Here is a 26,401-nt window from a genome sequence, read left to right as displayed (position 1 = left end):
CAGGGGCGTGATCGGAACCGACGGGCGGTCGTGGGTCGGGCCTGCGGGGCCCGCCGAGGTGGGTCGGTCAGAGACCCTGCCACTCCGGCTTCGAGAGGAACGTCTGGCGGTAGTAGTCGCCGAGCTGCAGACGCGAGGCCGCGGCGTCGTCCACGAGCACGGTCGCGTGGGGGTGCATCTGCATGACCGTCGCAGGCCACATCGCCGACACCGGACCCTCGACGAGCTGGTGGACGGCCTCCGCCTTGCCCTTGCCCGAGGCGAGGAGCACGAGGTGCTTGGCCGACATGATGGTCGCCAGCCCCTGGGTGAGGCAGTGCTGCGGCACCTGCGCGAGCTCGTCGCCGAAGAAGCGGGCGTTGTCCTCACGGGTCTGCGCGGTCAGCGTCTTGATGCGCGTCCGCGAGGCGAGCGAGGAGCCCGGCTCGTTGAACGCGATGTGTCCGTCGGTGCCGATCCCGAGGATCTGCAGGTCGACACCGCCGGCGTCGACGATCTTGCGCTCGTAGTCGGCACACGCCGCTACCAGGTCCTCGGCGTTCCCGTCGGGACCCTGCACGGCGTCCGGGGCGAAGTCGACGCGCGAGGCGATCTCCTTCTCGATGACGTTGCGGTAGCGCTCCGGGTGGTCCGCGTCGATCCCGACGTACTCGTCGAGCATGAAGGCCTTCGCCTGCGCGAAGGACAGCCCCTCCTCCGTGTGGCGACGAGCGAGCTCGTCGTACACCTTGAGCGGGCTCGACCCCGTCGCGAGACCGATCACCGAGGTCGGCTTGGCACGAAGCAGCTTGTCGATCGCCTCGGCGGCGAGCACCGCGAGCTGATCGGCGGGCGCAATCACAACTTCCATCAGGACACCTTCCTACGGCCGGCGATGGCTGCTCCCACCGCGGCAACGGGCACATCACTGGGGGCCAGGGAGACACGCTTCTCCAGCTCCAGCGAGGACAAGAACGGCGACGTGCTCGCCTGGGCGACCAGGGCCTCCTGCACGGCGTCGAGGAGAGGCTGACCGAGACCGGTCACGCCACCTCCGAGGACGACGTGCCGGACGTCGACCGTCAGCTCGAGGATACGGACCGCGCTCGCCACGGCGGCAGCGAACTCGCCCTTGATCCTGAGCGCCTCGGGGTTGCCTGCCGCAGCAGCCTCGAAGAGCTCGAGCGGAGCCGGACGTCCGAACTGCGAGGGCCAGCGAGCACTGAGCGCGGTGCCCGAGGCGTAGGTCTCGACGCACCCCCGCTGTCCGCACGCGCACAGCGGGCCGTCGGGGTTGATCGGGATGTGGCCGATCTCACCTGCGGCCCCGCTCACGCCGCGGCGAAGCCGTCCTCCCAGCACGATGCCTGCGGCCAGCCCCGTACCGAGAGCGAGGAAGGCCAGGTCCTGCCCCTCTGCGCCCATCGCGTGCGAGGCGCCGAGCGCGGCCACGTTGAGATCGTTGTCGACGTCCACGGGGATCCCCCCGAAGATCGACGACAGCTCGTGGGCGAGCGCGAACGGCTCCCCCTCGATCCCCAGGTTCACCGCGTGCATCACCGAACCGCTCTGCGGGTCGACGAGCCCAGGAACTCCGAGCCCGAGCCCCGCGAGCGCGGCAGGCTCGAGGCCTGCCGCGTCCGCCAGGGAACGGACCGCCCGAGCAGCGCTGGAGACCACACCCTGCGGGCCCCGAACGGTCGGCAGCTTGACCGACCCTTCGATCGAGCCGTCCGGTCCGAGCAGGACGCCGAGGACCTTGGTCCCTCCGACGTCCAGACCCACCGAATGACCGCCGGGCAGTGCGGCTGCCTCGTCGAGCGACGAGGCAGCCGTGCTCACCTCACTCACGTCAGCCCTTCACCGCACCTGAGACGAGGCCACCGGTCATGCGCCCCTGAACGATGAGGAAGAAGACGACGACCGGGATCGCGATGAGGACGGAACCTGCCATCAACCCACCCCAATTCGTGGCCTGGGTCGCCTGCTGGAAGGTACGCAGCCAGAGCGGGAGCGTCATCGACTCGGGGCGGGTCATGATGATCAGCGCCATCACGAACTCGTTCCACGCCTGGATGAACGCGAACACGCCGGTCGCCACGAGACCCGGTGCGAGCAGCGGGAAGGTGATCTTCCAGAAGGCCTTGGAACGCGAGCAACCGTCGATCATGGCGGCTTCCTCGAGCTCGGCCGGAACGCCGGCGACGAACCCGCGCAACGTCCAGATCGTGAAGGGGAGGACCCCCGACAGGTAGACGATGCCCAGGCCGATGATCGTGTTGAGCAGCTGCCAGCCGTCGACGATCCGGAAGATCGAGATCATCATGGCTTCGCCCGGGATCATCTGGACCGCGAGGATCGCGATGATGAACGCCTTGCGCCCCTTGAAGTTGAACCGGGTCACGGCGAGCGACGCCATGAACGCCAGGATCATCGACACGATCAGGACGAAGAACGTGACCATGACCGAGTTGCCCAGAGCGGGCAGGAACGGTGCGCGTTCCTGGTTGAAGATCGCGTCCTCGTAGTTCTTCCAGGTGAACGAGTCCCCCGGGAAGAACGTCAGGTCCTTGTTGCGGATGAGGTTCGTCGGCAGGAACGACGAGTTGATCATCCAGTAGACCGGGAAGGCGGAGCAGGCGAACACGACCACGGCGATCACGCTGTAGACGACGTTCGAGACCTTCTTGCGCTGACCCTCACGGGTCTTGCGCGGGCCGCTCCCCGAGGACCGGGGAGCCGCGCTGGCCGTCCCGGCGACGGTGGGGTTGAGGGTGCTCACAGCTGTTCCTCCTTGACGGTCTGGCGCACGTAGTAGTACGAGATCCCCATCATGATGAACACCAGGATGACGGCGATGGCGCTGGCCGTGCCGTAGTGCCCCTGGGCCATACCCATCTGGTAGATGTACACGCCGATGGTGTTGGTCTTCTCGGCGATGCCGCCGATGCCCTGGAGCACGAAGATCTGGGTGAAGACGCGCAGGTCCCAGATGATCGACAGGATGATGAGCACGACGATGATGCTGCGCACGTACGGGACCATGATCAGGCGGAAGCGCTGCGCCGGGGTCGCGCCGTCGAGCGACGCGGCCTCGAGAACCTCACCGGGCACCTGGGTCAGGCCTGCGTACATCGTGAACGCGACGAAGGGCACGCTCTGCCACACGATGATCAGGGTGGCCACGATGTAGAACATGAGCGGGTTGATGAGCCACGAGTGGCCCATCCAGTTCTCACCCGTGATCGACGTCAGGACGTTGTTGACGATGCCGTACTGGGTGTCGAAGATCCAGCCCCACACGATCACGGCCGCGAGGGCGGGCATGGCCCAGGCCAGCAGCAGGCCGATCGACACGAGCAGGCGGAAGAACTTGTTGAGGCGCATCATGAGCAGGGCGAGCAGGATGCCGATCGCCATGGTCAGGAACACACAGACGACCATGAAGGCGAAGCTTCGCGCGAGGACCGTCCAGAACACCGGGTCGGTCAGCGTGTCCGTGTAGTTCTGGAAGCCGACCCACTCGGCGGGGACTCCCATGAGCTGTGCGCGCTCGTACTTCTGGAACGACATGATGAAGAGGTTGACCAGCGGGTAGCCGACCATGATGGCCAGGACCACCAGGCTGGGCGCCAGCAGCAGCCACGGCATCTTGACCGACGGCTTCTTCGGGGGCTTGAGAGTGTCCTTCAGCTCGACCGCTGAGGACGACTCGAGGGTGGATGAGCTCATTTTCTCACTCCGTCGAGGGGTTGCACGGTTCGAGCAGGACCGTGCGAGTGCAGGTGGTGCGAGGGTTCCAGTCATGCCGAGGGGTGGGAGCTCCGCGGAACTCCCACCCCTGCGGCACCTGGGCGGTGGCCCTCCCTCACGAGAGGGTCACCCGAGGGTCAGCTGTTCAGCGTCGACTCGATCTGCTCGTCGAGCTTCGTCGCGATCGCCTTGACGTCGCCACCCTGCGCGAGCTGGACGAACGCGTCCTGGAGGTAGCGCTTGGCCTCGACGTCGGCCCACTTGGGCGATGCCGGCGTCAGCTTGGCGGCCTCTGCTGCCTTCGCACCAGCCTGCGTGATCTCGTCGTCCGGCAGGAACTTGGCCTGCGAGACCTTGGCCGGGATCAGGCCGTTGGTGGCCATGATCTCCTGGTAGCCGTCGCTCAGCATGATCTCGAGAGCGCTGAGGGCGAGCTCCTGGTTCTTCGACTTCGACGCGATGGCGATGTTCGAGCCACCGGCCATGACCTGAGCAGCCTTGCCGGCCTCCTTGCCCGGCAGGGCGAAGGCGTGCAGGTCGGAGCCGTAGGTCGTGGCGCAGCCCGGTGCCTCGGCGGTCTCCTCAGCCTTGATCGACCACTGGACCCACGTCGGAGCCGAGAGGAAGCCGATCTCGCCCGCGCAGAAGGGGATCTGCTGGTCGGTCTCCTGGCCGTCCTTCGGAGCCTTCGAGGCCGTCAGCATGACGTCCTGGATCTGCTCGAGGCCCTTGATGCCGCCCTCGGAGGAGAAGCCGGCCTCCCACTTGTCGCCCTTCTTCTCGGCGATGAAGCCACCGTTCTCCCAGATGAAGGGGAGACCGTTGTACCAGTCCTGGCCGGGCCAGTAGATGCCCGAGCGCGTGTCGGTCGTGAGGGCCTTGCCCTGGGCGACGTAGTCGTCGAGCGTCTCGGGGGCGACGAAGCCGTCGCCGACGATCTGCTGCGAGTAGAACACCGCGCGCGCACCGGAGTAGTACGGCGCCGCGTAGAACTTGTCGTCGTAGCTGCCGGCCTCGACGAAGCCGGGGAGCAGGTCGTCGCCGCCGAGCGCCTCGTACTTGTCCGTCAGGTCCGTGAAGAAGCCGGACGAGGTGAAGGCCGCTGCCTGGGTGTTACCGACCTCGACGACGTCGGGGCTGTCGGAGCTGGCGAGCGAGGTCGTGAGCTTGTCGACCAGACCGGTCCAGGACTGCTCCTCGATGGTGAGGGTGGAGCCCTCGTTCTCGGCCTCGAAGGTCGTCTTGAGGTACTCGCGAGCCTCGGCGGGCGTGTCCGTGCCGACGAGCCAGACGCGGATGTCGCCCTTGCCGTCAGCGGACTCGCCTGAGCCGGATCCGGAGTCGCCGGAGCCACAAGCGGTCAGCGCGAGCGCCAGGGTGATCGTCGAAGCCACCGTGGTGGCGACGAGGCGGTTCCTCTTCACTGGGGTACTTCCTCTCGGTAATTCGAAGTGGCGGCGTCGATGACACCACCTGAGGTGATACGGGAGGTACTGCGGTACTGCTACTGGGATTACTGCAGGACCGTTCAGCCCGTCGGGGACTCAGGAGCGGTGCTCATGAGACGCCCAGCTGGCCGGACAGGATCAGGACCGCTGCCCCGGCGAGGACGACGTCCTCGTCGAGAGAAGCCATCCGGAGCTCGAGGCCGGAGTTGATGGCCGGCATGGTTCGAGCGTTGATGGTGTCGATCGCTGCGTCGCGCAGAGGACCGTCGAGCAGGTCCGCCGGACCGCTGATCAGGATCTCGCCGAGGTTGAGCGCTGACACAACAGGCGCGAGGGCGATGCCCAGGAGCCTGCCGACCGAGGCCAGGACGGCATCGGAAGTTTCCTTGTCGAGGCCGTCCACGGCGCGGCGCAGGGCCGGCACCGAGAGAACGGTCTCGAGACAACCCGACCGCCCGCAGGCGCAGGGCAGCCCGTCGTCGACGACGGTGACGTGGCCGAGCTCGCCTGCGGCGTCGGCGGCGCCGCGCACGCGGGAGCCGTCGAGCATGATGCCCGCACCGACGCCTTCACCGACGGTGAGGACCATGAGGCCCGTGCCGTCCGCGCCGCCGAACGTGAACTCACCGAGGGCCGCGATGTTCGCGTCGTTGGCGACGTGCACGGGCAGCGCCAGGCTCTCGCTGAGCTGCTCCGCGAGCGCGACGTCGTACCAGCGGCGGTTCGGCGCCTCGACGACTCGTCCCTCGCTGTCGACGACACCCGGTGAGCCGATGCCCACGCCGAGCACGGGGCGGGTCGCCACGGCGATGAGCCCACGGCAGAAGCGCGTCAGGAGGTCGACGAGCTCTGTGCCGGCCCGCCCCTCGATCGGCAGGCTCTGCCGCACCACGAAGTCGCCCGTCAGGGACATCACAGCACCGCGCATGAGGGCGTCGTCCGTGAGGTCGACGGAGACGATCTGATAGGCGCTCGTCCGCATCCCGATCAGGATGGCGGGCTTGCCGACACGCTGGCCGGGTCGGATGCCCAGCTCCTCGACGAGCCCCTCGGCGATGAGCACCGAGACCAGGTCGGAGATGGTGACCCGGGTCAGAGAGGTGGCTCGTGCGAGGTCCGCGCGGGACGTCGGCCCCTCGTGGAAGAGGTGCTGCAGGACGAGTGAACGGTTGTGCGCGCGAGCGTGCTCGGGAAGCACCTTGGAGGTGGGTCGGAGACCTGTGCTCAGACCTCTCCTGGTGACTGCGCTTCGCGTGACTGCCGTTGTCATGTTTGTTAGTAGACCTCCTTTACTAAGCGCATGTCAACCCGTTCGAGCCGTCGAGACCAAACCGTTGTACTTCGTTCGGGCCGCTGCGTTTCACCTGGGGTCGAGGTCGAGGTCAGACCACAGCAGAGCCGCAGGACACCAACGATCCGGCGGCGCCTGGCGGCGCTGGCGGCCTCAGCGCCCGATCCAGCCGCGCGCACCCTCGTAGGACACCGAACGGCTCGCGACGGCCACGGCTTCCCGCAGCGCGCTCCCCCACGACCGCCCTCGGGACACCCCCGCGGCGAACGCCCCGTGCAGCACGTCCCCCGCCCCCAAGGTGTCGACCACGACGCCCGCCGCGGGCACCGGAAGGTCGGAGCGAGCCCCGCCGTCGAGCACCTCGACGGGAGCGCCCCCGCGAGAGCGGGCGACGAAGCGCGGGCCGAGAGCCGCCACGTCCTCGAGCACCCGGCTGACGTCGCCGCCAGGCATCCGGAAGTCCTGCGAGAGCACCACCGCGTCGCACAGCGCGACCAGCTCGGCGGTGCCGTCCTTCCAGGAGCCGCCGTCGAGCACCACGAGGACCTCACGTTCGCGCGCCCGCACCGCGAGAGCGTGCGCGAGGAAGGGATGGTGTCCGTCGAGGAGCAGCACGTCGCGCTCGCGTCCGCCGACATCCCCCTGCCCCACCGGATCGAAGACGCTGCTCACCGCGCGCCCGCCCCCCGCCGCGACCGGACGGTCCGTGGCGTTCGTGCTGACGACGGCCCGCTCGCCCGTCCCGGCCGTCACCAGGACGGTCGACACCGCGGGCCCTCTGGCCTCTTCGTCGGGTACGGCGCGACCGTCCGCGGTCACGTCGATCAGCTCGACCCCGGCCGCGACCACGTCGGCGCGCACCACCTCGGCGAGCGCTCCTGTGCCGATGGCGGTGACCAGACGCGTGGGCACCCCGAGCGCCGCGGCCGTCGCGGCGGCGTTCGCCGCAGGTCCGCCGAACGTCGCGCGTTGCGAGGTCGCGACGACCTTCTCGTCGGGACGGGGCAGCACGTGCACCACCTGGGTGATGTCCAACGTCGTGAGCCCGCAGCAGATCAGCACGCCTCATCCTCGCCCATGCGGCGGGGAATATCTTCCTACTCCATACGTTTGCATCTACATGCGACTAGGCTTCTACACCTTCGGCGACAACGCCCCCGACCCCACGACCGGCGAGCAGATGCCGGTCTCCCAGCGACTGCGCGACGTGCTGGAGCGGATCCGCCTCGCGGACGAGGTCGGGCTCGACTACGCCGGCATCGGCGAGCACCACCGGCCCGACTACGCGATCTCCTCCCCCTCCACGATGATCGCCGCGGCGCTCGCCCAGACCGAGCGCATCACGGTCGGGAGCGCCGTCACGGTCCTCTCGACCGAGGACCCCGTGCGTGTCTACCAGCAGTTCGCGACGATGGACCAGTACTCGGGCGGACGCGTCGAGCTGCTCGCCGGTCGCGGCTCCTTCATCGAGTCCTACCCGCTCTTCGGGGCCGACCTCGACGACTACGACGCGCTCTACGACGAGAAGATCGTCCTGCTGCGCCTGCTCGACGAGGGTGGGCCCGTGACCTGGTCGGGCAGGTTCCGACCGCCGCTCGAGGACGCGACGATCCTGCCCCGCCCGTTCGACAAGCCGGGGCGCGGCGAGCACCTCGACATCGCGATCGCCACGGGCGGCAACCCGCAGTCCTCGGTGCGGGCGGGCGTCCTCGGCCTCCCCGTCAACTACGCCGTCATCGGCGGCAAGCCCGCGCAGTTCGCTCCGCTGGTCGACCTGTACCGTCGTGCCGCGACCCAGTCCGGGCACGACGCCGCCGCGCTCGAGGTGTCGGTGTCGACCATGGGGTTCCTCGCGGACGACGGCAAGCAGGCGCGGGACTTCTTCTATCCCTACTACCTGCAGAACATGAAGAAGATCTCGGCGGAGCGCGGCTTCCCCCTGCCGAACCGCCTCTCGTACGAGGCGACGGCCGCGCGCGGCGGTGCCTACTTCATCGGCGCTCCCGAAGAGGTCGCGGAGCGCATCGTCGAGCTGCACGGCGCGCTCGGCCACGACCGCCAGATCTTCCAGATGGATCTGTCCGGTGTCCCCCAGAAGGAGTCGCTGCGAGCGATCGAGCTGCTGGGCACCGAGGTCGCGCCCCTGGTCCGGGAGGCGCTCGGCTAGACCCCGACGACCCGCTCTGCGCCGGGCCGAGGCGCAGGGCGGGTCGTCGCGGATGGAAGCGTTCCCGCAGGTCGGGGGCACGATGCGGTCGACCCCGCGCGCCACCCGCCCCCGCAGCACGCCGTGTCTCGGTGCGATGACGGGGAGTTCACAACACGGTCACGATCCGCCCGAACCGACGCTCTCCGGGCGAACCCCCACCTAGGGTCGTCGCATGCGCACCTCGCCCCGCACGCCGTCGATCGTCGCGATCGCCCTCCTCGGCGGCCTCCTGCTCGCCGGGTGCTCCGCCACGGACGGCGGCACCGAGGCGTCGGGCGCCGCCGACGCGTTCAGCCAGGACAGCGTCGCCCAGGACGCCTCTGACGGCGGGTCCGGGCTGGTCGGCGCATCGGTCCCTGACGAGGACCGCGAGGTGATCACCACGGGTGACCTCACCGTCGTGGCCGCCGACCCACGAGCCGCCGTCCAGGCCATCAGCGAGCTCGTCGAGGCCGCCGGAGGCCGGGTCGAGAGTCGTGCCGAGCACGCAGGCGAGGACGACCAGGCCTACGGGAGCCTCACCGTCCGCGTCCCCGCGGACAAGGTCACGGCGACCGTCGACGCGCTGGACGGGATCGGCGAGGTGCAGGACGTGACCCTCGACGCCCAGGACGTCACCGCGACCGCGATCGACCTGGACGCTCGTATCCAGGCGCTCGGCACCTCGGTCACCCGCCTCCAGACCCTCATGTCCGAGGCCACGACGACCGCCGACCTGCTCGCTGCCGAGCAGGAGCTCACGGCACGGCAGGCGGAGCTCGAGAGCCTCCAGTCGCAACGCTCGTCGCTCACCGACCGCGTCGACATGTCGACGCTCACCATCCAGGTGCTCTCGCAGGCGCCGGAGACGACGATCCGCCCGGCGGGCTTCCTCGGTGGGCTCGCGGCCGGGTGGAGCGCGCTGCTCGTCGCGCTCAACGCGGTCGTCGTCGCCGCCGGTGCACTGCTTCCCTGGCTCGTGTCCGCGGCGCTCGTGCTGCTCGTCGTGCGCGCGGTCCTGCGAGCCGTGCGGGCCAAGCGCCCCGGCGCTCCCCCGCTCGCCGGCCCCGACGAGGGGCCCCCGTCCGACGGCGGCGGGGACGGGGACGGCGGCGGAGGGGGCAGCGACGAGAACGCGCGCCTCGTCGGATCGAGGGGTCACCGTGGCTGAGCCGTCGGCGGTCGAGCAGCACGAGCGGCGCCTGGAGACCTACCGGCGACGTGTCGGTCGCCTGTACGACGGCGCCGCCCCCGTCGGGCACCTCGTGACCAGGGTCTGCACCCACTGGGAGACCGTGGGCCCGCACTCGTTCCCTACCTACGTCAACCCGGAGGAGCGCCTGCAGTGGCGCGTCCACTTCGACGACCCCGACCGCACGGACGCCTTCAGCGACGACCAGGACCGGCACGTCGCGGGTCTCCGCGGGCGGGAGATCGACGCCTGGGAGGCCGGCCGCCTCGAGCTCGCCGACCACACCCTGCGCATCGAGTGGCTCGACGGCGACGACGCGGCGGCGGCCTGGCAGGCCAACGGCTGGTCGTGAACGGCACGCAGCAGCCGCCGCGCAACGCGACGACGAAGGGCCGCCCCGCGGGGCGGCCCTTCGTCGTGACAACTGGGGTGATGCGCCGCCCGCGGGCGACGTGGTGGAGGTGCGGGGAATCGAACCCCGGTCCGGTGGCGCAAATCCAGGACTTCTCCGGGCGCAGTCTGCTGTTGATTTTCTCGGCCCCAGCACTCACACAGACAAGGTGCTGACGGGCTCAGTCATCTAAGAGTCCCTACGCCGCCGATGACGAACGACGTAAGCAGTGGCTCTCTAGCTGACGCCAGGAACCGGGGCGAGAGCAACCCCGGGCTGACGGACTTCGAAGACTCGCTCAGGCGGCGAGTGCGAAGTCGGTGCGCTTGGAATCGGCACCTATTGGTTTGCAGACGTCGTTTACGAGATAAGTCTGCATCCTCGGCCCGCTTCTCCTCGAAGCACGACCACCGTCGAAACCGATCACCCCCTGTGCAGTTGTCAATCACCGACCGAGCACCACCCCGTCCGTCCGCCTGGGGCGTCCGTCCGGTTCGACACCGGGTCAGTGGTACCAGCCTACGGGATCAACACCACCGCGGGCGAACGTATTTCCGGTGCTACTTCTTGCGGCTCAGCGCGTCGACCAGCAGCCCGCCGGCGATACCCAGCAGGAAGACGTCCTTGGCGAGACCGATCCCCTGCGGGGTCGGCCTGATCCCGTCCTGCTCGGTCATCCCCGGCGTCTTGAGGTACATCGCCACGAGGCCTGCCGAGAAGGCGCCCAGGCCCAGGGCGACCACGCCGGTCGGGACGAACGGTACGAGCAGGGCCGTGCCCAGCGCGATCTCGGTCGTGGAGAGGGTCTTGGTGAACTGCACGGGGTCCTGGTCCTCGAGGAACGGGAACGTCCCTGCGGCCATCCCGTGGACTCCTTGCGCGGTCGCCTCGTCGGCACTGCGCTTGGTGAGCCCGGAGTTGAGGATGAACGCGCCTGCTGCGACGCGCGGGATGTACTGACGGAGCTTGACCACGGGGCCTCCTCGACAAGGTGACGACGACTACCCTGCGACGCTACGTCGTCGGGCAGGCGGATGCACGTTCACCCGCCGCAGGCCGCCCCCGGCCGGAGGCACGACGACGGCGCTCACCCGCGCGCGCACGTCACCGGTTCTGCCGGTGGCGCATCGCGCGCTGCGCCTCGCGGTTGTCCTGCTGCTCGCGCAGCGCCTGACGCTTGTCGTACTCCCGCTTGCCCTGCGCGAGCGCGATCTCGACCTTCGCGCGACCGTCGAGGAAGTAGAGCGAGAGCGGCACGATCGTGTACCCCTTCTCGCGGGACTTCGCCTCGAGCCGCAAGATCTCGTCCTTGTGCAGCAGCAGCTTGCGCTTGCGGCGAGGAGCGTGGTTGTTCCACGTCCCCTGCGAGTACTCCTGGATGTGCACGTTCTCGAGCCAGGCCTCGCCACCGTCGACGGCCACGTAGCCGTCGAGCAGCGAGGCCCGGCCCTGACGCAACGCCTTGACCTCGGTGCCGCTCAGGACGAGCCCGGCCTCGAACACGTCGACGATCAGATAGTCATGGCGGGCCTTGCGGTTGCTGGCGATGATCTTGCGGCCAGTCTCCTTCGCCATGAGGGCATCTTCCGATCTGCTCGAGCTCCGTGGTGCGCCCAGGACGGGCCCACCCGCGCCGTGCGACGCGACGTCCCAGGTTACGCGAGTTCGGCCCGCGACCCGTAGGTCTTTACCTCAGAGCATGTTCTCCGGATTGACCGTCGCGCCGTTGACGTACACCTCGAAGTGCAGGTGGCAGGCCTGGCTGGTGCCCGTCGTCCCCGAGTACCCGACGAGGGCGCCCTTCGAGACGCTCTGGCCGGCGCGGACCGCGAACCTGGACAGGTGGTTGTAGCTCGTCATGAGGTTGGACCCGTTGACGGTGCCGTGGTTGATCATGACCTGGTTGCCGAGGCCACCGTACGCCCGGGCGAACAGGACCGTGCCACCTGCGGACGCATAGATCGGGGTGCCGCAGTACGCGCGGAAGTCGGTCCCCGCGTGCAGCCGGTACGTGTCCGGCAGCACCGGGTGCTGGCGCATCCCGTAGCGAGAGGTGATGTGCGGGACGGCGGTCGGGTACGACAGGAACTTGCCGGTCGATGCGCCGCCGCCACCGCCACCCCCGCCGCCTCCGGAGCCACCGCCGGAGCCGCCACCGCCACCGGACCCGCCGCCCGTGGCGGGCGGCGGCTGCTTGGCCGCCTCCTCGGCGGCCTTCCGGTCACGCTCGGTCTGGGCCGCGATGATCCCCTGGAGCTCGGCGGTCAGAGCCGCCTGCGCCTGCTCGTTGGCCGCCATCTGGGCGAGAGCGGCCTCCTTGCGCGACTCGATCGTCGCCTGCTTCGCCTGCTGCTCGACGATCAGGCCCTCGATCTCGGCCTTGCGGTCCGCCGCCGCCGTGCGCGCAGCGTCAGCCGCGACGACGTTCTCGTCGGCCTGGACCTTCAGGTCCGCGATCGTCTCGCGGATCGCGGTCAACCGGGCCTCCCGGTTGCGCGCGATGGACTCGGCCTCCTGGAGGTCCGTGAGGGTGCGGGCCTGCGTGCGGGCGGCGGTCGTCGACATCGCGTACTGCTCGATGAAGTCCTCGGTGCTCTGCGCACCGGTCACGATGCCGAGCCCGCTGACCTCCCCCTGCCCCCGGTAGGCCTGTCGTGCCATCTCGGCGATGCTGGACTTCGCCGAGCTCGCCTTGCCCGCGGACTCCTGGATGTCGAGGCTGATGGCCTCTTCCTCGGCCTGTGCGTCCTGGAGACGCACCTCGAGCTGCGCAGCCTCGCGCTGGGTGCGTTCGAGCTCGGCCGTCGCCGTGTCGAGCTCTGCCTGCGCCACCGGGAGACGACCCTCGATCGTCTGCAGGTCGAGGATCGCCTGAGCCAGCGCCGCGTCGGTGCCCTCGAGCTCCGACTCGAGACCCTCGCGGTCCTTGAGCGCCTGGCTCTGGCGGCGTTCTGCGGCCGCGCGCTGGTCGTCGAGGTCGTCCGCGGTCGCGACGACAGCGGTTCCCAGGAGGAGGAGCAGCGCGGTTCCGCCCGCTGCGAGGCGTCGGGTCAGCTGGGACATGTCACACCCTCGTGTATCGGCTGAGCGTGACGACCGAGGAGATGGCCGCCAGGACGAATGCGAGGAGAAGCAGCAGCGGCGCGATGCGCAGCACGTCCGCCTCGGAGATGTAGGCGATCCAGCTCACGGAGCTCTGGAGCCAGTCCGTCACGAGGTACTTGACCCCGAGCCAGAGGCCCCCGACCGCGAGGAACGCACCGACCACCGCGGCGATCGCCCCCTCGAGGATGAACGGCAGCTGGATGAACAGCTTGGACGCCCCGACGAGCTTCATGATCTCGGTCTCGCGCTGACGGCTCATGGCCGACAGACGGATCGTCGTGGTGATCAGGAGCACCGCGGCGAGCATCATCACGACGGCGAGGCCACCGGCCATGAGCGAGGCGCGGTTGAGCGCCAGGAAGAGCGAGTCGAAGATCCGACGCTGGTCCTCGACCCCTTCGACGCCTGGACGTCCGGTGACGACGTCGTTGACGACCTCGTAGTTCTCCGGGTTGGTGAGCTTGAGGCGGAACGAGGCCTGCATGTCGTCGACCGTGAGCTGCGTCCCGTTGTACCCGTCGGGGAACCGCTCCTGGAACGCCCCGAACGCGTCCTCCTTCGACTCGAAGAAGGCGGTCTGGACCTCGTCACCGAGCTCGCTCGCGAACAGCGTCTCGAGCGAGTCGATCTGTTCGGGCGACGCCTCGCCGCCGGCACACGTCGGGTTCGGGGAGTCGATAGGACACAGGAAGACGGAGACCTCGACCCGGTCGTACCAGTCGTCCTTGAGCTTGTCGATCTGCAGCTGGAGGAGCGCGGACGCCCCCACGAAGGTCAAGGACACGAAGGTCACGAGGACGACCGAGATGGTCATCGCGAGGTTGCGACGAAGGCCTGCACCGATCTCGGCGAGGATGAACTGGGCACGCACCTGCTACCACTCCCCCCGGCCGGACTGCTGCATCTGCGTCGAGCTCGCGGCCGACCCCTGGGTCGTGCTCGCCGAGGCCGCCTCGACCTGCGCGGGGCGCTCGATCGCGGGCACAGGGCGCACCTCGACCGGGGGCGACCACGGTCGCGCCGCGAGGTGGCCGGAGGGCGCACGGAGCGCGTCGTCGTCGGGCATGGGGACCCCCGCGCCGTAGACACCGTCCTTCTGGTCGCGCAGCACGACCCCGTTCGAGAGCTCGATGACGCGCTGGCGCATCTGGTTGACGAAACCGGAGTCGTGCGTGGCCATGACGACCGTCGTGCCCGTGGCGTTGATGCGTGAGAGGAGGTTCATGATCCCCAGCGAGGTGTTGGGGTCGAGGTTCCCGGTGGGCTCGTCCGCGAGCAGGATCGAGGGCCGGTTGACGAAGGCACGCGCGATCGCGACGCGCTGCTGCTCACCGCCCGAGAGCTCGTGCGGGCGGCGCTTCTCCTTGCCCTGCAGACCGACCGTCTCGAGGACCTCGGGGACCGTCACGGCGATCATGTGGCGGGGCTTGCCCGTCACCTGGAGCGCGAACGCCACGTTCTCGAAGACCGTCTTGTTCTGCAGGAGCCGGAAGTCCTGGAACACGACGCCGATCTGCCGACGCAGCGACGGGACCTTCCAGCTCGACAGGGTCGACAGGTCGCGCCCGGCGACGAAGACCTTGCCCTGGGTGGGCCGCTCCTCGCGCAGGGCGAGCCGCAGGCACGTCGACTTGCCGGAGCCGGAGGCGCCGACCAGGAAGACGAACTCGCCGCGCTCGATCTCGGCGGACATGCCGTTCAGGGCAGGTCTGGCGCCACGGGCGTAGACCTTCGAGACGTTCTCAAAACGGATCACAGGGGTTGACCAGTCTCTCGTGGGGGGAAGCGAAAAGTGTTCGCTGGTCGCCCACGAGAGTAGGCACGCCCGAAACGCCTGACACCGCTGACACGCCGGGTACGTCCGTATCCGGCGCCCTGGTGGGAGGTTTCACCCCGGGTGACGGACGGGGCCGGGACACGAGGTCCCGGCCGCACCGTCAGGCCTGGTCAGCGCTGCGTCGCCACCGGATCCCGGCCTCGATGAAGCCGTCGATGTCGCCGTCGAACACCCCTGAGGTGTTGCCGACCTCGTACTCGGTCCGCAGGTCCTTGACCATCTGGTACGGGTGCAGGACGTAGGAGCGCATCTGGTCGCCCCAGCTCGCCTTGATGTCGCCCGCCATGGCCTTCTTGGCGGCGCTCTCCTCGGCCTGGCGCTGCAGGAGCAGGCGCGACTGGAGCACGCGCAGGGCCGCGGCGCGGTTCTGGATCTGCGACTTCTCGTTCTGCATCGAGACGACGATCCCCGTGGGGATGTGGGTCATGCGCACGGCCGAGTCCGTCGTGTTGACGGACTGTCCGCCGGGGCCCGACGAGCGGAAGACGTCGACCTTGATCTCGGACTCGGGGATCTCGACCGAGTCGGTCTGCTCGATGAGCGGGATGACCTCGACCGCCGCGAACGACGTCTGGCGCCGGCCCTGGTTGTCGAACGGCGAGATGCGCACCAGGCGGTGCGTGCCGGCCTCGACCGACAGGTGTCCGAACGCGTAGGGCGCCTTGACCTCGAACGTCGCGGACTTGAGCCCGGCCTCCTCGGCGTACGACGTGTCGAGCACCTGGGTCGGGTAGCCGTGACGCTCGGCCCAGCGCAGGTACATGCGCATGAGCATCTCCGCGAAGTCGGCGGCGTCGACGCCGCCCGCACCGGAGCGGATCGTCACGACGGCCTCGCGTGCGTCGTACTCGCCCGAGAGCAGGGTCTTGACCTCGAGCACGCCCAGGTCCTTGCGGATCAGCTCGAGCTCGGAGCCCGCCTCGGCAAGAGTCGCTGCACTGTCAGCGTCGCCGACGTCAGCATCGCTGGCCATCTCGACGAGCGTCTCGAGGTCGTCGATCCGGTCGCTCATGTTGGTGATGCGGTCGAGCTCGGACTGGGTCTGCGACAGGGCCGTCGTGACCTTCTGGGCGGCGTCCGGGTCGTCCCACAGGTCCGGCGCCGACGCCTTGTCCGACAGCTCGGCGATCTGGACGCGCAGGGCGTCGGGGTCGCTCACGGCGCTGATGGTGTCGAGCGTCGATCGCAGGGCGCGGATCTCGTGCGGGAAGTCGATGGTGGCCACGGTCCTCAAGGTTACGCGACGACGGCGACCCGCACGGCCCGGTCCCGCGGGTGCGCGCCCGCGGCGTCTCCGTCAGTCGCCCGACGACGGCGCTCGGGTCCCCCGGGCAGGCTCGGCGAGGGCGTCGGGTGCCGTGGTCGCGGTGGGTGCCGTGGGTGCCGGGTCGCCGGGCGCGGTGGCCGCTCCGGTACTGGGCTCTCCGGCTGCCGCGGCGCGGCCCTCGGCACGCGCCCTCGCCAGGAGAGCCTCCAGACGCTGCGTGCGCCGACGACGGTTGTCCCGCACCCCGATCACGACGAGCACGACCACCGCGAGGAGGAGCAGGTGGACCCAGGGGACCGCCCAGGTCGTCACCGTGACGGTGACGGGTCGCAGGTCTGCCGCAGGGACGTCGATCGCCCCACCGGTCTCGCCCTCGGTCTCGACGAGCGCGGGTGTCACGACGATCTCGGTCGTCACGGGCCCGACGGGCCAGATCCCACCGATCGTCGCCGCGGTCGAGCGCGAGGTGCCGGGGATGAGCTCCTTGATCCCCTCGACTCCGCGGTCCAGGGTGGCGGCGCCGATGCCGAACGGTCCGGACGCCGTGATCGTCTGATCCCCGGCGACCCGCAGGTTCCCGTCGTTGGTCACCTCGTAGGACACCCGGACGTCGCCGGGGGCGAAGGGGTTCCACGACGGCGTGTAGGTCGCGCTGACGTCGCCGAGCGCGATCGAGGGCACGACCTCCCCCGGGACCCGCAGGTTGACCCGCACGCCGACCCGGCTCTCGACGCCGACCCCCGGCCCTGAGGCGGAGGCTGCCGTCGTGACGGTCGCGACGATACCGGCGGGGTGGTCGCCGGGCGTCACGTTCTCGGGCACCGTGATGGTGAACGGCACGATCACGGTCTCCCCCGCGGGGACCTCCACGCTCGGCTGGACCTCGAACCAGCCGCCGGAGTCCTGGGGCTCCTGGTCGGAGGTACGGATGTCGAAGCTTCCCGTGGGGGTGAAGATGCCGTCGTTCGTGACCATGGCGAACGTCACGGGGGCCGGACCGTGGTTGGAGACCGCGACCTGGTCCTGGATCTGGGCACCTGGTTCCGCGACGAAGTCGAAGATCCTGCGGTCGTCGGGCCCCTCGGGCGAGGCCGTGGTGACCGAGAACCTGAAGCTGTCGGGGTCGGGTGCGCTCGCGTGGGCCGTTCCGACGGCGCCGACCAGGCTGAGCACCAGGGCTCCCAGTGCTGCGAGTGCCGTGCGGTGCCCGGCGATGGTCCACCTCGTCGGTCGAGGTCCTGCCTCACGTGCGTTCTTCATGTCCTTGCTCACCACGACTTCCGGTCTTCCTCGAACGGGTTGCTGCTCCGGAGACGGTACAGGGCCGACGGAGATCCGCCGGCCCTGCGTCGTCACCGTCCGTGACTCGAATCCCGAGGAGCTGTCAGCTCTCCATGAGCGTGAGCGTCAGCGTCGACGCGTACGCACCGGAGGGCGTGCCCTTCGGGACCGTGAGGTTCAGGCCGGCCTTGACGCCGAACGACTGCCCCTTGGCCTCGAGCGACGAGCCGCTCGACACCAGGAGGTCACCGACCTGGACGCCGCCCGTGAGCCAGTCGCCCCCGGGACCCTCCCCCTCCGGGACCTCCTGGAGCTCGCCGGCGACCGGCTGGCCGGGCGTGACGTTGAAGTCACCGGGGATCGGGTTCGCCAGCTCGGGGACCCACCCGAGGTTGTCGGAGGAGATCTCCGGCAGCCCCGCAGCGGTGAAGCTGCTGACCTGGCCCGTGACGGTCCAGCTGGCGTCCGCACCCACGTCGTTGCGGTCGTCGGTCACGCTGATGCCGTCGAGGAGACCCGTGAACTCACGGTTCCCGGCAGCCCAGATGTCGGTGTCGGTCGTCTCGCCGAGCGTGACGGACGGGTTGGCGACGTTGAGCGCGAGCGCTCCGACCGGCGTGACGGCGACCTCGATCTGGACGTCCTCCTCACCGTGGGTCACCTCGTCGGCGGCGGCCCCGGAGGCCATCGCCACTGTTCCGAGAAGCATCGCACCGAGTGCTCCGCCGGCAATCCACTGCTTCCTTGCACGTGCGTTCATGTAAGTCTCCGTCGTTGGAGGGTGTCGGACCGGATCACCATAGCGGCGAACCAGCGGTTTTGGCAGCCCCCCGTCAAAAGTCGCATCTTTCGTTAAGAAAGTTAACGATCATGTGAGCGATAACTCAATCATGTTCACTCGTTCGACACCTCCGTCCGCCACTCGTTCGGCAGCGGACCGCATCACCAGGCTCGCGCGCTGGACTCTGCACGCACGAGGATGCCGTCCGACCACAGCTGCGTCACCCAGCTGACGAGGACGGGACGGGACGTCCCGGCCAGCCGGACCTGCGCGGTCCGTCCGTCGGGCGTCGACGCCTCGACGATGGTGACAGCATGCAGGTCGTCCAGCATCCCGGGATGAGCTGCCAGGAACTCCTCGACCGAGGCCTGCACCTCCTCGTCGCTCAGGCGGAGCACCGCCTGCTCCTGGGGCACGGGCACCTGCCCTTCGTAGAAGGTGTCCTCGCCCATGGAGTCGGCCGCGTCGATCGCGGCGGCGTCCGCCACGTCGAGAAGTCGCTTGCGGTCGAGGTGGACCCCCGTCGCCGAGACCACCACGGTCACGAGCAGGAGCGCGAACGCGACGAAGGCGCTCGTGAGGAGCAGGATCTGGCCGCGGTCGCCGCGTCCTCGTACGGCGGCGACGACAGCTCCGCAGAGCCCACGCACCGTCGGCAGCGACCGACGGCTCCGGCCCCTCACGGGCGCGCCCCCGCGTACCGGTCCACGGACGAGACGTGGGCCGCCTCGACCGGGACGGACAACGGCACCCACGACCGCACTCCTGGCGGCACGAACGGGAGCGGCACGTCGTAGCGCACGATCGTGCCCACCTCGCTGCCGGGGTCCAGGCAGCGGGACGCCGAGCACGCGATCGACAGCACGTCGGCGGGTCGGACGTCGGTGAACCCCTGGTCGGCGAGCGCCAGGGAGACCGCGACGCCCGCGCGGGCCTCGCCCTGCGCGACCGAGTCGGCGGTCACGAAGGCACGAGCCGACTCCTTCGCGGCGCCCTCGACCGCGAAGGTCGCCGCCTGGATCCGTCCGAGCGTCAGCGCGAGGTACATCACGGGCAGCAGGAGGAGCAGCGCGGCCCCGAGGAACTCGACGATCGCGCTGCCCTCCTCGCCGAGGGGGCGCTGGCCGCCGCGACGTCCCGCAAGGGCACCAGCCGCGACGCGCCACGTCCGGAGCGACGGACCGGTCGGATCCGTCCTGTCGCGCCGCGGAGCGGCCGATCCCCCGCGCCTGCTCACTGCTCCTCCTCCAGAGCGTTCCCGTCCACCGTGACGGCTCCCGAAGGGCCGAGCAGCCCGACGACGGGCAACGGAAAGGTCACCGTCACCTCCACGACACGCAGCCCGTCGTGGTCGACCTCCCGGGCCGAGACGTCCTGCGCGAAACGCTCGGACAAGGCCGCGTCGATCAGCGTGCGTGTGCGCGCCGCGCCGTCCACAGGGGTCCGGTCCGCCCTGCCAGCGAGCCGGGCGCCCTCGGCCGCGCTGTCGATCACGATCGCCCGCACGTGCAACGCGAGAACCACCTGCAGGACTCCCAGGAACAGCACGAGCAGGATCACGGAGACCAGGACGAAGTCCACGACAGCCGAACCGCCCTCGTGCACGGGAACGTCCCGACCGGCGGCCCGGACGCGTCGGCGCACGTGGGTCACGGACCGCCGACGCTGTTGATCGCCTTCGTGAACGTGTCCGTGAGCGCAGGGCCCGCGACGGCCCACAGGGCGATGACCAGGCCTGCGGTCATCAAGGTCACCAGGACCCAGCCCGGCACGTCGCCACGCTCCGGTGCCCCCAGGCGTTGCCGGACCCGGCCGTTCAGGATCGTCGGTCGTCTCGTCATCGTGCTCCCTCGTTCGGTCGGCCGACCGCGTCGTCGGTGCGCGGCCGTGGTCCAGGTCGTACGTCCACATCATGGGCAGGTCATGGGCAGGGTCCGTCGGGTGAACGGGTCTCGGCCGCGTGCTCACAGGCCGATCCGCAGCGTCGCGATCGACGGATAGATCGCGAAAACGACGGTGACGGGGAGGATCAGGAAGACCACGGGGACCATCATGAGGACCTCCTTGCGCCCGCCCGACTCCATGAGGGCCCGACGGCCCGCTTCTCGCACGTCCTGCGCCTGAGCACGCAGGACGTCGGCGAGCGGGGTTCCCCTCTCGACCGCCACGGCGACGCCTTCGGCGAAGCGGGTCAGGCTCGTCAACGCGGTCCGATCGGCCAACGCTTCGAGTGCGCGCGCCAACGGCACCCCCGAGCGGACCATCGAGAGCGTCAACGCCAGCTCCGCCGACAGCTCGCCGCGGGCCATGGTCGCGACACGCTCCATCGCCGCGACGGGCCCTTCCCCTGCCCCGACGGACAGTGCGAGAAGCTCGGCGACCGTGGGGAACTCCATGAGCATGCGTTCCTCGCGCCGCGCGACCTGGCGCGAGAGCCGGTGATCGCAGCCGAGGAAGCCGCCGAGCCCGCAGAAGGCGACGAGCACCGCGAGGACCACGGGCGACGAGCCCCGGGTCGCGGCCAGGAGCAGGGCGAGGAGCAGCCCACCGACCAGGGCGAGCACGGCCCACACGACCTGCTGCGCGCGGAACTGGTCGACGCTCTCGTTTCGCCCCGCCTGGTCGAGGCGTCGGCGGAGCACCGCGCGCGTCGACCCGAACCGCTCGAGGGTCCTCCCGACCTCGGTGAGCCACGGGCCCACGAAACGGTCGAGCGCAGGGAAGGGCGACGGCGCGGTCGGCTCCCGCAGCAGGGCCGACGTCGTGCCGAGCACCCGCAGGTACGGTCCGACGCGTTCGTCGAGGCGGATCCGCCTCGCCCGCAGACGGGAGACGACCATGAGGAGTCCGCACCCGAGAGCCGCTCCTGCGACGACACCGAGCCACGACACCTCGACCCCACCGCCGCTCATCGCAGGACCCGCACTTCCTCGGGCAGCCGCCCGATGCGTCGCATGACCTGGTAGGCGACCAGAGAGGTGAGCGCACCCGCTCCGAGCACGACTGCGCCCTGGAGGGAGTTGTAGGCCTGGGCCGTCTCGGGTCGCGTGGCCAGGAGAGCCAGGACGACCCACGGTCCGGCCACCGCCAGGCGGGCGCCGTTCACGGTCCACGACTGCCTCGCCTCGAGCTCTCCTCGGGTCCTGGCGTCCTCGCGCAGGAACGTCGCCAACGTGCGCAGGAGCTTGCCGAGATCCGAGCCGCCGACCTCTCTCGTCATGCGCAGGGCCTCGACGATGCGGTCCGCGACGGGATCCGCCAGCCGCGCCTTGAGCGTGTCGAGACAGTCGCTGAACCGACCGGTCGCCCGGAAGTCCTGGCCGAAGCGAGCGAACGGTTCGCGCAGCTCGACCGGGCCCCGCTCTCCGAGCTGCCCCACCGCCTCCGGCAACGAGAGCCCGGCACGGACCCCCGAGGCGAGGTGGTCGACGACCTCCGGCCACACGTCCCGCAGGCTCGAGCGTCGTCGTCGGGCACGCGAGCGCACGAGCGCAGAGGGTGCGGCGGCCGCCATCGCCGCGAAGCACACCGCGACGGGCAGTGCACGGGTGAGCGTGACCACCGCCAACAGGACGAACACACCGAGCGCCGAACTTGCAGCGACCAACGCACGCGGCGTGACGGTCGGTGCCCCGGCGAGCACCAGGAGGTCTTGCGTCCTCGCCGACCAGCCGTCGGTCCGACGGGGCGGGCGAGGGGTCGGCTCCCACCAGGCCCACCACACGCAGAACGCCCCGACCCCGAGCAGCAGGCCCACCATGACGCCCATGTCAGCGGACCTCGCCCGGTCGTGGGCCGACCATCAACGCCGCGAGGTCTATCCCGGCCCGGGCGAACCGGTCCTGCGCCGGCGGGAAGCCGTCACCGCGCACGAGGCTCCCCCCGACCCGGTGGAAGAGGTCCGAGGTCTCGACCACCCCCTGCTCCACGCGGCCCGGCACGCCGACGATCTCCCGGACCTGGCGCCGGCCGTCCGCGGTCACCCCCAGGTGGACGACGACGTCGACCGCGCCGGCCACGGTCGGTACGACGAAACGGTCCGAGACGTTCTCCCCGGCCAGCAGGGGCAGGGTGCACATCTTGGCGATCGCCTCGCGGGCCGAGTTGGCGTGGATCGTGCACATCCCCGGAACTCCGGCGTTCAGGGCGATCAGCAGGTCGAAGCTCTCCGCCTCGCGCACCTCGCCGATGACGATCCGGTCGGGGCGCATGCGCAGCGCCTCCTTGACCAGGCGCCGCAGCGGAATCTCCCCCGTGCCCTCGAGGCTGGGCTGGCGGCACTGCATCGAGACGATGTCGCGCACCGCGAACCGTAGCTCGAACACCTCCTCGCACGTGATGACCCTCTCGTGGGAAGGGATCGACCCGGCGAGCGCGTTGAGCATGGTGGTCTTTCCTGCCTGCGTGGCGCCCGCCACGAGCACGTTGAGACCGGCCCTGACCGAGGCGTGCAGGAAGGCCGCGGCGTGCGGTGTCAGCGAACCGAGGCGTACCAGGTGCTCCAGGTGCGAGGCGCGCACCACGTGCTTGCGGATGTTCACCGCGAAGTGCTCGCGCGTCACGTCCGGGATCACCACGTGCAGGCGCTCGCCCCCGGGCAGCGCGGCGTCGACGAAGGGGCTCGAGAGGTCGAGGCGCCGGCCGGAGGACTTGAGCATCTGCTCGACGAGGTCGCGGACCTGGGCGCTCGTGAGGATGGTCGAGGTGAGCTCGGCGTTCCCGCCGCGTGCGACGAAGACCTGTGCGGGCGAGTTGATCCAGACCTCTTCGATCTCCGGGTCGTCGAGGTACTTCTGGAGGGGGCCGAGCCCCGCGACGGCGTCGAGCACGGCCCGTACGGCGCCCGGGACATCGGCGAGCGGGGGCACGACGCCCAGCGCGGTCCTCGTGTCGTAGTCCGCCAGGGCGTCGGCGACGAGCTGGTCGATGCCCGCCTTGTCGCGCAGCGGGTCGACGCCTCGGCGGCGGATCAGCTCGCGGACCTCGCGCTCGAGGATCGCCACGCCTGCGGTGCTCATCGTCGTGCCACGCTCCCCTGCGTCCCTGCGCGCCCCCCGCGCAGTCGACCACCCGGCGGGGTGGTTGCGCGCCGAGACTAGGGCACGACCGGCCGGGTCCGCACCTACCCCTGTGGAAAACTGCTCGTGATCGGCACGATCCAGCGGATCACGCCGCGGTGAACGTCCGAATCGTGGTCATGTCCCCGCGCGCTCCGGTCGGGCAGCAGCGCGGGACGCCCCAGCGGGCACCCGCCCGGCATAGGGTCGGCGCATGTCCGCGAGCAACCCTGCCGTCCCCCGTCCCGCCCGGCCCCGGTCCCCGGCCGGTGGCGCGCCGCGGCCGCCGCGACGGGCCTGCTGCGCCCTGACGGGTCGGTCGCGTCGACGATCTTCGCCGAGATGACGAACCTCGCGCTGCGCACGGGGGCGATCAACCTGGGCCAGGGCTTCCCTGACGTGGACGGCCCGCGCGCGATCAAGGAGGCCGCGATCAGGGCGATCGAGGACGGTCACAACCAGTACCCGCCGGGCACGGGCATCCCGGTGCTGCGTGCGGCGGTCGCGGACCACCAGCGCCGGCGCTACGGTCTCGACCTGGACCCGGACACCGAGGTCCTGGTCACCACGGGCGCCACCGAGGCGCTGGCCGCGACCATCCTGGCCCTCGCGGGACCGGGCGACGAGGTCGTGACCCTGGAGCCCTTCTACGACTCGCACGCGGCGTGCATCGCGCTCGCCGGGGCGACGCACGTGCGCGTCCCGCTCCACCCGACCCCGGACGGCTTCCGCCTGGATCCCGCGCAGGTGCGCGCCGCCGTCGGGCCGCGGACGCGGTTGGTCCTGGTCAACACGCCGCACAACCCGACCGGGACGGTCCTGACGCGCGCCGAGCTCGAGGTGGTCGCGGAGGCGGCGCGGGCCGTGGACGCGGTCGTCGTGACGGACGAGGTCTACGAGCACCTCGTGTACGACGACGCGGTGCACCTGCCCGTCGCGACCCTGCCGGGCATGGCCGAGCGGACGATCACGATCTCCTCGGCCGGCAAGACGTTCTCCTTCACGGGCTGGAAGATCGGCTGGCTGCACGGCCCGGCGCACCTCGTGGAGGCCGTGCGCACGGTCAAGCAGTTCCTGACGTACACCTCGGGGTCGCCGTTCCAGCCCGCGATCGCGCAGGCCCTGGCCGACGACGAGGCACCGCGCGCCCTGGCCGCGTCGCTCGCGGCCCGACGCGACCTGCTGTGCGAGGGCCTGGTGGCTGCGGGCTTCGAGGTCGTCCGGCCGCGGGGCACGTACTTCGTGGTCGCCGACGGCGCGCCGCTGGGCTTCGAGGACGGCACCGAGCTGTGCCGCCGGCTGCCCGGGCTCGCGGGCGTCGTGGGCGTGCCCGTGAGCGCGTTCTGCGCCGCGCCGCCGGGCAGCGGGGACTCCGCCGGCCCGACGACGGCCCAGGCCCTGGCCTCGCGGGTCCGGTTCACGTTCGTCAAGCGCGAGGACGTGCTGCGTGAGGCGGTGCGCCGGCTCGGTGCGCTGCGTCCGGGCTAGCGACTCGGACGGGTCAGCAGACCCCGGGCAGACGCGGGTCCTGCGCGGGCTCCGCCGGGGCGACCGGGGCGTCGCCGCCCGTGGTCCCGGCTCCGGTGTCGCCACCGGCCCCCGGGTCGGTCCCGGTGTCGGTGCCGGCGCCCGCGTCCGGCACGTCCGGCACGGTCGCGTCGTCGCGCGGGTCGGTCGGTGCGGGGGTCTCGTGGCCGGGTGGCGGGGTGTCCGCGGCCATGCGGTCCCAGATCGCCTGGGCGTCCTTGGTCCACACGACACGGTTCTTGTCGGTCGGCGCCTCGACGACGGGCAGCTCGGTGAAGACGATCTCGTTGGTGTCGATGTCCTTGAGCGAGAACGCGAGCCCGGCGAGCGAGTCGAGGCCGGCGAGGTTCGGGCTCGCGCTCACCGACGACAGCACGGCCTTGATCATGGAGTAGAGCTGGGGCGCGTTGGTGATGAGGTTCTTGGACAGGACCTCACGCAGCATCGAGTCGATGAAGGCCTGCTGGCGCGGGATGCGGGACAGGTCGCTGCCCATCTCGAGGCCCATGCCCGTGCCGTGCCGTGCTCGCAGGAAGCTGATCGACTGGTTCCCGTCGAGCGTGGTCCGACCGGCCGGCAGGTCGAGCGTGCCGTACCGGGGGCTCTCCTTCATGGGCTCGGGCAGGCACATGGTCACCCCGCCGATCGCGTCGACGACGCCCACGACCCCGTTCATCTTCAGCACGACGTGGTCGGTGATCGTGAGCCCGGTGAGGGACTGCACGGTCGAGATGGTGCAGGCTGCGGCGCCGATCATGTCGTCGTCGTTGCCCGCACCGATCTGGAAGGCCTCGTTGAACATCGCGTTCTTGCGCGCCTTGGTGGTCGACCCGTCGGTCAGGTTGCACGACGGGATCGTGACGAGCGAGTCGCGGGGGATCGAGACGACCTCCATGCGGGTCCGGTCGCCCGAGACGTGCACGACGAACGTCGTGTCGGAGCGCATGCCCTCTTCCTCGCCCGCGATCGCGGCGTTCTCGGCGTCGCGGTAGTCCGTGCCCATCACGAGGATGTTGAGCGCCTGCCCGGCGAACGGGTCGTCGGGGTCGCGGGGCGGCTCGGGCGAGGCGCCCACGACGAGGTCCGAGACGTCGCTCACGTCCAGGGCGCTCTGGAAGTCGACGTACGTCGCGACGGCCGCTGAGCCGACGAAGACGAAGGCAGCGGTCGTCAGCATGCCGACCGCTCGAAGGACCTTGTGCGTGCGCTGCGAGCGCGCGTGATGAGGGCCGCTCTTCGAGGCGGTCTTCGGGCTGGGCATGTGATGAGCCTAGATGCACGTCAGGGCCAAGGCCTTCGTGTCG

26 protein-coding genes, 1 other RNA gene and 1 pseudogene are annotated in these 26,401 nt (G+C 70.2%); 4 read left to right on the top strand and 24 right to left on the bottom strand.

Going from position 1 to position 26,401, the window contains the following annotated elements:
- Window positions 1–67: 67 nt before the first annotated feature.
- From nagB to IE95_RS0110270, 7 genes are all read right to left on the bottom strand, one after another.
- Complete coding sequence (gene nagB, locus IE95_RS0110300) at window positions 68–850, bottom strand: glucosamine-6-phosphate deaminase (protein WP_030151546.1); 783 nt, start codon at window positions 848–850, stop codon at window positions 68–70.
- Window positions 850–1,821 (bottom strand): ROK family protein, encoded by a 972-nt coding sequence (locus tag IE95_RS0110295; protein ID WP_206053260.1) that lies wholly within the window; start codon window positions 1,819–1,821, stop codon window positions 850–852. Before IE95_RS0110295 ends, nagB begins: the two co-directional genes overlap by 1 nt.
- Before the next feature lie 10 nt (window positions 1,822–1,831).
- Window positions 1,832–2,761, bottom strand: coding sequence for an ABC transporter permease subunit (locus tag IE95_RS0110290; protein ID WP_030151544.1), 930 nt, complete (start codon window positions 2,759–2,761; stop codon window positions 1,832–1,834).
- Window positions 2,758–3,711, bottom strand: a complete 954-nt coding sequence (locus IE95_RS0110285; RefSeq protein ID WP_084690098.1) for a carbohydrate ABC transporter permease — start codon at window positions 3,709–3,711, stop codon at window positions 2,758–2,760. The genes IE95_RS0110290 and IE95_RS0110285 overlap by 4 nt, the downstream gene beginning before the upstream one ends.
- Before the next feature lie 158 nt (window positions 3,712–3,869).
- Window positions 3,870–5,156 (bottom strand): extracellular solute-binding protein, encoded by a 1,287-nt coding sequence (locus IE95_RS0110280; RefSeq protein WP_030151542.1) that lies wholly within the window; start codon window positions 5,154–5,156, stop codon window positions 3,870–3,872.
- Between the two features lie 133 nt (window positions 5,157–5,289).
- The gene (locus IE95_RS0110275) at window positions 5,290–6,450 is read right to left on the bottom strand and encodes an ROK family transcriptional regulator (protein WP_030151541.1); all 1,161 of its coding nucleotides are present in this window, start codon (window positions 6,448–6,450) and stop codon (window positions 5,290–5,292) included.
- 174 nt (window positions 6,451–6,624) lie between these two features.
- On the bottom strand, window positions 6,625–7,533 hold the full coding sequence (locus tag IE95_RS0110270) for a carbohydrate kinase family protein (protein ID WP_030151540.1): 909 nt from the start codon (window positions 7,531–7,533) through the stop codon (window positions 6,625–6,627).
- 58 nt (window positions 7,534–7,591) lie between these two features.
- On the opposite strand from IE95_RS0110270, the gene IE95_RS0110265 reads away from it, so the two are divergent.
- The 3 genes from IE95_RS0110265 to IE95_RS0110255 all read left to right on the top strand — a co-directional run bounded on the left by IE95_RS0110265 (window position 7,592) and on the right by IE95_RS0110255 (window position 10,203).
- Window positions 7,592–8,638, top strand: coding sequence for an LLM class flavin-dependent oxidoreductase (locus IE95_RS0110265; RefSeq protein WP_030151539.1), 1,047 nt, complete (start codon window positions 7,592–7,594; stop codon window positions 8,636–8,638).
- Between the two features lie 214 nt (window positions 8,639–8,852).
- Window positions 8,853–9,830, top strand: a complete 978-nt coding sequence (locus IE95_RS18895; protein ID WP_051702985.1) for a DUF4349 domain-containing protein — start codon at window positions 8,853–8,855, stop codon at window positions 9,828–9,830.
- Window positions 9,823–10,203, top strand: a complete 381-nt coding sequence (locus IE95_RS0110255) for a hypothetical protein (RefSeq protein WP_030151537.1) — start codon at window positions 9,823–9,825, stop codon at window positions 10,201–10,203. The genes IE95_RS18895 and IE95_RS0110255 overlap by 8 nt, the downstream gene beginning before the upstream one ends.
- Before the next feature lie 101 nt (window positions 10,204–10,304).
- Here the strand turns inward: IE95_RS0110255 and ssrA are convergent.
- The 16 genes and pseudogenes from ssrA to IE95_RS0110180 form a co-directional block, all read right to left on the bottom strand.
- Window positions 10,305–10,673, bottom strand: a transfer-messenger RNA (tmRNA) gene (gene ssrA, locus IE95_RS20140).
- Window positions 10,674–10,802: 129 nt separating this feature from the next.
- Complete coding sequence (locus tag IE95_RS0110250) at window positions 10,803–11,216, bottom strand: hypothetical protein (RefSeq protein WP_030151536.1); 414 nt, start codon at window positions 11,214–11,216, stop codon at window positions 10,803–10,805.
- 130 nt (window positions 11,217–11,346) lie between these two features.
- The gene (smpB, locus tag IE95_RS0110245; RefSeq protein ID WP_030151535.1) at window positions 11,347–11,817 is read right to left on the bottom strand and encodes an SsrA-binding protein SmpB; all 471 of its coding nucleotides are present in this window, start codon (window positions 11,815–11,817) and stop codon (window positions 11,347–11,349) included.
- A 117-nt stretch (window positions 11,818–11,934) separates the two neighbouring features.
- Window positions 11,935–13,305, bottom strand: coding sequence for a M23 family metallopeptidase (locus IE95_RS0110240; protein ID WP_030151534.1), 1,371 nt, complete (start codon window positions 13,303–13,305; stop codon window positions 11,935–11,937).
- A gap of 1 nt (window position 13,306) precedes the next feature.
- A complete protein-coding gene (ftsX, locus tag IE95_RS0110235) occupies window positions 13,307–14,218 on the bottom strand; it encodes a permease-like cell division protein FtsX (protein WP_030151533.1) in 912 nt (303 codons plus the stop codon).
- Between the two features lie 204 nt (window positions 14,219–14,422).
- A pseudogene (ftsE, locus tag IE95_RS0110230) lies at window positions 14,423–15,103 on the bottom strand (cell division ATP-binding protein FtsE); the annotation flags it as partial.
- Window positions 15,104–15,284: 181 nt separating this feature from the next.
- Entirely contained in the window at window positions 15,285–16,409 is a 1,125-nt protein-coding gene (prfB, locus tag IE95_RS0110225) for a peptide chain release factor 2 (protein WP_030151531.1), read from the bottom strand.
- 72 nt (window positions 16,410–16,481) lie between these two features.
- Window positions 16,482–17,711 (bottom strand): WxL protein peptidoglycan domain-containing protein, encoded by a 1,230-nt coding sequence (locus IE95_RS0110220; RefSeq protein WP_129429477.1) that lies wholly within the window; start codon window positions 17,709–17,711, stop codon window positions 16,482–16,484.
- Window positions 17,712–17,835: 124 nt separating this feature from the next.
- Complete coding sequence (locus IE95_RS0110215; protein ID WP_129429478.1) at window positions 17,836–18,441, bottom strand: hypothetical protein; 606 nt, start codon at window positions 18,439–18,441, stop codon at window positions 17,836–17,838.
- 233 nt (window positions 18,442–18,674) lie between these two features.
- Window positions 18,675–19,163, bottom strand: a complete 489-nt coding sequence (locus tag IE95_RS0110210) for a pilus assembly protein TadG-related protein (RefSeq protein WP_030151528.1) — start codon at window positions 19,161–19,163, stop codon at window positions 18,675–18,677.
- A 29-nt stretch (window positions 19,164–19,192) separates the two neighbouring features.
- Entirely contained in the window at window positions 19,193–19,750 is a 558-nt protein-coding gene (locus IE95_RS0110205) for a pilus assembly protein (RefSeq protein WP_240666158.1), read from the bottom strand.
- Entirely contained in the window at window positions 19,747–20,166 is a 420-nt protein-coding gene (locus IE95_RS0110200; protein WP_051702983.1) for a TadE/TadG family type IV pilus assembly protein, read from the bottom strand. Before IE95_RS0110200 ends, IE95_RS0110205 begins: the two co-directional genes overlap by 4 nt.
- On the bottom strand, window positions 20,163–20,354 hold the full coding sequence (locus IE95_RS0110195) for a hypothetical protein (RefSeq protein WP_030151525.1): 192 nt from the start codon (window positions 20,352–20,354) through the stop codon (window positions 20,163–20,165). The genes IE95_RS0110200 and IE95_RS0110195 overlap by 4 nt, the downstream gene beginning before the upstream one ends.
- A 123-nt stretch (window positions 20,355–20,477) precedes the next feature.
- On the bottom strand, window positions 20,478–21,425 hold the full coding sequence (locus IE95_RS0110190) for a type II secretion system F family protein (RefSeq protein ID WP_030151524.1): 948 nt from the start codon (window positions 21,423–21,425) through the stop codon (window positions 20,478–20,480).
- Window positions 21,422–22,282 carry a type II secretion system F family protein gene (locus tag IE95_RS0110185; protein ID WP_030151523.1) on the bottom strand — a complete coding sequence of 287 codons (861 nt, stop codon included), beginning with the start codon at window positions 22,280–22,282 and terminating at the stop codon, window positions 21,422–21,424. Before IE95_RS0110185 ends, IE95_RS0110190 begins: the two co-directional genes overlap by 4 nt.
- 1 nt (window position 22,283) lies before the next feature.
- Complete coding sequence (locus IE95_RS0110180) at window positions 22,284–23,531, bottom strand: TadA family conjugal transfer-associated ATPase (protein WP_030151522.1); 1,248 nt, start codon at window positions 23,529–23,531, stop codon at window positions 22,284–22,286.
- 381 nt (window positions 23,532–23,912) lie between these two features.
- On the opposite strand from IE95_RS0110180, the gene IE95_RS0110175 reads away from it, so the two are divergent.
- Window positions 23,913–25,058, top strand: coding sequence for a pyridoxal phosphate-dependent aminotransferase (locus IE95_RS0110175; RefSeq protein ID WP_084690095.1), 1,146 nt, complete (start codon window positions 23,913–23,915; stop codon window positions 25,056–25,058).
- 13 nt (window positions 25,059–25,071) lie between these two features.
- On the opposite strand, the gene IE95_RS0110170 is transcribed toward IE95_RS0110175, so the two are convergent.
- On the bottom strand, window positions 25,072–26,358 hold the full coding sequence (locus IE95_RS0110170) for an LCP family protein (protein WP_051702982.1): 1,287 nt from the start codon (window positions 26,356–26,358) through the stop codon (window positions 25,072–25,074).
- Window positions 26,359–26,401: the final 43 nt, after the last annotated feature.

This window comes from Oerskovia turbata (assembly GCF_000718325.1).
GTDB lineage: Bacteria > Actinomycetota > Actinomycetes > Actinomycetales > Cellulomonadaceae > Oerskovia > Oerskovia turbata.
Note: the sequence above shows the minus strand (reverse complement) of the source record. Positions and strands in the feature narration are given on the sequence as shown.